Annotated in this window: 5 protein-coding genes and 1 pseudogene; 1 reads left to right on the top strand and 5 read right to left on the bottom strand. The window is 54.7% G+C overall.

Features of this window, described 5'->3' with window-relative positions:
• Positions 1–4: 4 nt before the first annotated feature.
• Positions 5–1,143, bottom strand: a pseudogene (locus AC1DLB_RS21115) (IS3 family transposase).
• Between the two features lie 585 nt (positions 1,144–1,728).
• Between AC1DLB_RS21115 and AC1DLB_RS21110 the strand changes: the two are divergent.
• Positions 1,729–2,283 carry a hypothetical protein gene (locus AC1DLB_RS21110; protein ID WP_018926809.1) on the top strand — a complete coding sequence of 185 codons (555 nt, stop codon included), beginning with the start codon at positions 1,729–1,731 and terminating at the stop codon, positions 2,281–2,283.
• Between the two features lie 51 nt (positions 2,284–2,334).
• Here AC1DLB_RS21110 and AC1DLB_RS21105 read toward each other — a convergent pair whose 3' ends face one another.
• The 4 genes from AC1DLB_RS21105 to AC1DLB_RS21090 form a co-directional block, all read right to left on the bottom strand.
• Positions 2,335–2,652 (bottom strand): cytochrome C oxidase subunit IV family protein, encoded by a 318-nt coding sequence (locus tag AC1DLB_RS21105; RefSeq protein WP_007935708.1) that lies wholly within the window; start codon positions 2,650–2,652, stop codon positions 2,335–2,337.
• A 13-nt stretch (positions 2,653–2,665) separates the two neighbouring features.
• Positions 2,666–3,379, bottom strand: coding sequence for a heme-copper oxidase subunit III family protein (locus AC1DLB_RS21100; protein WP_477785582.1), 714 nt, complete (start codon positions 3,377–3,379; stop codon positions 2,666–2,668).
• A 6-nt stretch (positions 3,380–3,385) separates the two neighbouring features.
• Positions 3,386–4,072 carry a cytochrome c oxidase subunit 3 gene (locus AC1DLB_RS21095; protein WP_096479652.1) on the bottom strand — a complete coding sequence of 229 codons (687 nt, stop codon included), beginning with the start codon at positions 4,070–4,072 and terminating at the stop codon, positions 3,386–3,388.
• Positions 4,069–4,952 (bottom strand): cytochrome c oxidase subunit I (locus tag AC1DLB_RS21090; protein ID WP_477785581.1); only part of this gene is annotated, 884 nt, incomplete at its 5' end. The genes AC1DLB_RS21095 and AC1DLB_RS21090, both read right to left, overlap by 4 nt.

Below are 4,952 nucleotides of genomic sequence, written 5' to 3'. Positions count from 1 at the left end.
GTGGTCAACTAATCCCGGACACGACGTTAAGTTTTTCTCGGCCTGAGCTGGCGCGAGCCCAGCGTTGAATTAATGGGGTCGAATCCAGTTGCACCGATGCATCAAAAAATGACTGATGTCGCGCTGGGCCTCTTGGGCCGTTCGGTAGCCCGTAGTTGGTATCCATTCGGTTTTCAAACTCCGAAATACCCGCTCCATCGGCGCATTGTCCCAGCAGTTTCCTCGGCGACTCATGCTCTGGCGCATTCGATAACGCCAGAGCCGCTGGCGGAATTAACGGCTCGCATACTGGGCGCCCCTTGATCCGAGTGAAACAGCAACCCCTGAGGCCTACCACGTTGCTGGTAGGCCATGTCCAGCGCCTTGATAACCAGCTCGGCGTCCGGCTTTTCCGACAATGCCCAACCCACTACTCGGCGCGCGCAAAGATCCAGAACAACAGCCAGGTAATGCCATTTGCCCTGAGCCCAGATGCAAGCGATGTCGCCACACCAGACCTGATGAGGCGCTGGGACATCGAACTCCCGATTCAACGTATTCGGGATATCCAGTCGTTCAACCGTCGCTCGTTTATAGGCGTGAGAACCTGGCTGTTTGCTCACAAGCTCAAGTTCGCGCATTAAGCTACGTACCTTGAACCGACCCAGTTACTCTCCGTCTTCACGCATCATCGACACGATGCTGTGGCTGCCCGCAGCACTGCGACTTTGCGTGAACAGTTCATTGACCCGACTGCGCAGCCGAAGCCGCTCAACATCAGGATGTCCGGCGTCTGAGACGCCGGGCGTAGAAATATGAGCGGGTGACTTCAAACATTTTGCACAGCTGGTCAATCAGCGCGAACGCTCGTGATCTTCCGACATCAAGAGCGCGGTAGCCATTTTTAGGATGGATTTCTCTCGCTCAAGTCGAGCGGTATGAGCTTCCAGTTCCTGGATTTTCTGTTGTTCCGGGGCCAGCGCTTTGCTCTGCGGGGTAACGCCTTGGCGTTCCTTCTGGACTTGATCGACCCAACGTCGCAAGGCCGATTCGCCGACGCCGAGTGAACGACTGGCTTCGATGAAGCTGTAGTTTTGCTTGAGCACGAGGTCGGAAGCCTTGCGCTTGAATTCAGCGGAAAAAGACATGGCGTTGTTTGGTCATCAGACACCTCGATCTGGCGAGCATTCTCGCCTAAATGGGTATCCGGTTTCATTAGACCACTACAAGCGCCTACACAACACTCCTACCTCCGTGTCCATTAAGGGTTCGATTCCCTTCACCCGCTCCAATCAGATTTCAGTCTCACGTCGTTTCTTGACGGGGGATGCAGGTAAAGAAAAAACCGGCCTTGATGGCCGGTTTTTTTGTGCCTGGGGTTTGGTGGAATCGGGCTCTGAGGCATCTCCCCATTAGCGACTACCCCGAAGTCCGTTAGCGTTTTTTTCGAAAAATACGGATTTATTACCAAATTTTATCAAGCATTAATATTTTCATAGCGTTTTGGATTCCTCTACGAATGGTTAACTKGGGAGCGTCTGGATGTGGCGCTGCAATGCAGAATTCGTCAGCCCCTCAACCGCCCCAGACCTTGACGCCTCCGGCCCCGCATACTAGCGAATGCTATACTTCCTACGGATTGCATGAAGTGTGCAACGTTCCCCACGGGCGCAGATACCGACTGCAAATCTCAGTTTACGGCTGCGGGACAGAGGAGGCCTACGGCCAACACGAGATGGGAGGTGTGGCATGAACCGACACTATTACATCAGTGACAATCTCGACGATCTCGAAGCCCTTGAAACCGAACTGGAAGCCAACGGCATCAACACCGAACAAATTCATGTGCTCAGCGAACAAGTGGCTGATGTTGAAGAACATCACCTCCACGAGGTCAACTCGTTGATGAAGCAGGATGTTGTTCACTCTGGCGAGATTGGTGCAGTGGTTGGTGTGCCGCTCGCAGCGCTGATCCTTGGCGGTGCCTATTGGCTGGGGTGGACCGAAACCGCCGCAGGCTGGGTACCTTTTATCTTCCTTGCCATTGTTATATTTGGCTTCTGCATCTGGGAAGGCGGCTTTTTTGGTATTCAGGTACCTAACGCGCACTTCCGCAACTTTAAACAGATGGTGGAAGACGGCAAACATATCTTCTTCGTGGATGTTGATCCGAATCAGGAGCCGGTATTGGATCGGGTCATTGAACATCATCCAAAACTGAAGATCGCCGGCACGGGTACGGCATCCCCTCACTGGACAGTCGCCTGGCTGCACAAATGGCATCAGTTCAAGCGAACGATATAACGCCATTTATTGCGGGTTGACCCCGGAGGCTCAAAGCCCTCCGTAAGCTGTTTATTGACCGAAGAAGATGACCCGGCTGAGGAAAACATAATCCGCCTCGGTGGCCATCAACCCGACGAGCACCAGCAAACACAACGGTGGCACCAATATGGCGTAGACCATGGCCAACCGTTCCCAGGCCATGTGCATGAAGATGGAGACAATTAAACCTGCCTTCAACAACATGAAAGTGATAATCAGGGCCCACCGAAGGTAGCCATGGAAGTGAAAGTAATCGACCAGATACGACATCGTGCTGAGGACGAATAACAGCCCCCAGATTTTGAGGTACAAACTGATCGGATGTTGTTGACCCTGAGCATGCGCCATCACCCGTGCTCCTCTACCATAAATAGAAGAAAGCAAAAATAAACACCCACACCAAGTCCACGAAGTGCCAGTAAAGCCCGGCTATTTCGACGTTCTGATAGTTTCCGGAGCGCTCATAATCTCCTCGCATGACTTTCATCGCCACAATGCTGAGATAGATGGCGCCGATTGACACATGCAGTCCGTGAAAACCGGTAATCATGAAGAAGCTGGCCCCAAATTGCGCCGCGCCCATGGGGTTCCCCCAGGGACGCACGCCTTCGGCGATAAGCTTGCTCCATTCAAATGCCTGCATGCTGACGAAGGTCACGCCCAAGGCAGCGGTCGCCAGCATCAGGGCTGTGGTTTTCGCGCGATCACGGCGATAGGCGAAGTTAACAGCCATGGCCATGGTGCCGCTGCTGCTGATCAGCACAAAGGTCATGATGGCAATCAGAATAAGCGGGATTTCTCTACCGCCAATCGTCAATGCGAACACTTCACTGGGGTTCGGCCAAGGGGCGGTGATGGTCATGCGGACCGACATGTAGCCGGTTAAAAAACAGGTGAATATAAACGTGTCGCTAAGCAGGAATATCCACATCATCGCCTTGCCCCAGGGGACCTGCCTGAAAGCCTCCCTATCCGAGGCCCRGTCGCTGGCGATGCCCTGCCATCCCGGCGCAGGCGGCGGGCTTGGTGGATTGGATGAACTTGACTCGGCCGGTGCTAATGGGTGCGATGCCATGGCTTTTCACCTCAGGCCGCAGAATCTGGCGATGGCTTCATAGGTTTGCGGCGTGCTGGTCAGCAGCGCGAAGAGCACGAACCAAAGACCCAATAAGTAGTGCCAATAGGTGGTACAGAGCTCTACGCTGACGCGCAGTTGCGGCAACGGCACGTGACGCAGGAATTTAGCGACGGTTATGCCCCAGGCAATCAGCCCGCCCAGCAGGTGAAGGCCATGCACACCGGTCAACAGGTAGAAGAAACTGTTGGCCGGATTACTGGCGACAAAGTAGCCCCAGGCGACAAACTGCTGCCAGACCCAGAGTTGCCCCACCAGAAAGGCAATTGCAAATACACCGCCCACTACAAAACCCATGGCCGTTGCGTCCAGTCGAGCCTGTCGGGCGGCCATGCGCGACCACTGCAGTGCGATGCAACTCAGTACCAGAAAAGCCGAATTCACCCACAACGGCCATGGGTTGGCTAAAGGCGCCAAGGGGTCTGTCAGGGGTAGCCAGTCGGCCATTTGTGAGCGGGCAATGAAGGCGAGCAGGAAGAGAAAGAATAACGAACTCACCACAGCCAGAAACAAGCGCAGGCCTACCCTTGCGGTTCGGCTTCTATCGGCGTCGGCCTGAATACCTTCAGGATCGCGATTCCAACTGCCGCCGGGGTCAGCGTCGTCGGCGTTTCTCAATAGCAGTCTGTTCATGTTTTAACGTCCGCTATCTTGGTTCCGGCACTGAGTTGCCGCATTTGCTCCAGCTCCTCGGCAGAGACCGTTTGCGGCACGAAATCCTGCTCTATCCCCGGCACGCTGTAGTCATAGGCCCAGCGATGCACCACCGGCAGTTTCGCTCCCCAGTTACCGTGTATCGGTGGAGTGTTAGGCGTTTGCCATTCCAGGCTGGCCGCGCCCCAGGGATTACTGCCTGCGGGCTTACCTTTAAATACACTCCAGGCCAGGTTGAACACGAACAGCAACTGGGAAACGCCGACGGTCAATGCGACCACCGTAATAAACGCATTCAACTCTTGCGCCGACTGCGGGATGAACGCGTAGTTTTCATAGGCATAGTAACGGCGCGGCATACCCTGGAAACCCAAGTAGTGCATGGGGAAGAAAATGGCGTAGGTACCCAGAAAGGTAATCCAGAAATGCAGCTTGCCCAGGGTGTCGTTAAACATGCGCCCGGTGACTTTCGGAAACCAATGATAGATGCCGCCGAACACCACCAGTACCGGTGCGACCCCCATGACCATATGGAAATGTGCGACGACGAAATAGGTGTCCGAGAGCGGAATGTCCACGATCACATTGCCGAGAAACAACCCGGTCAAACCACCCACCAGGAAGGTGACGATAAAGGCCAGGGCAAACAGCATCGGCACGGTCAGATGAATGTCGCCCCGCCACAGGGTCAACACCCAGTTGTAGACTTTCAGTGCAGTCGGCACCGCGATGATCAAGGTGGTGACGGCGAAGAAAAAGCCAAAGTACGGGTTCATCCCGCTGACATACATATGGYGCGCCCAGACCACAAAGCTGAGCACGCCAATCGCGATAATCGCCCACACCATCATTCGGTAGC

The organism is Pseudomonas sp. 05N434 (genome assembly GCF_056396965.1).
This window is presented reverse-complemented; position numbering and strand designations above follow the sequence as displayed.

Bases quoted from the DNA above. Each gene is read 5' to 3' on its own strand.
- AC1DLB_RS21110 (WP_018926809.1), top strand. From the start codon at position 1,729: ATGAACCGACACTATTACATCAGTGACAATCTCGACGATCTCGAAGCC.
- AC1DLB_RS21105 (WP_007935708.1), bottom strand. From the start codon at position 2,652: ATGGCGCATGCTCAGGGTCAACAACATCCGATCAGTTTGTACCTCAAA.
- AC1DLB_RS21095 (WP_096479652.1), bottom strand. From the start codon at position 4,072: ATGAACAGACTGCTATTGAGAAACGCCGACGACGCTGACCCCGGCGGC.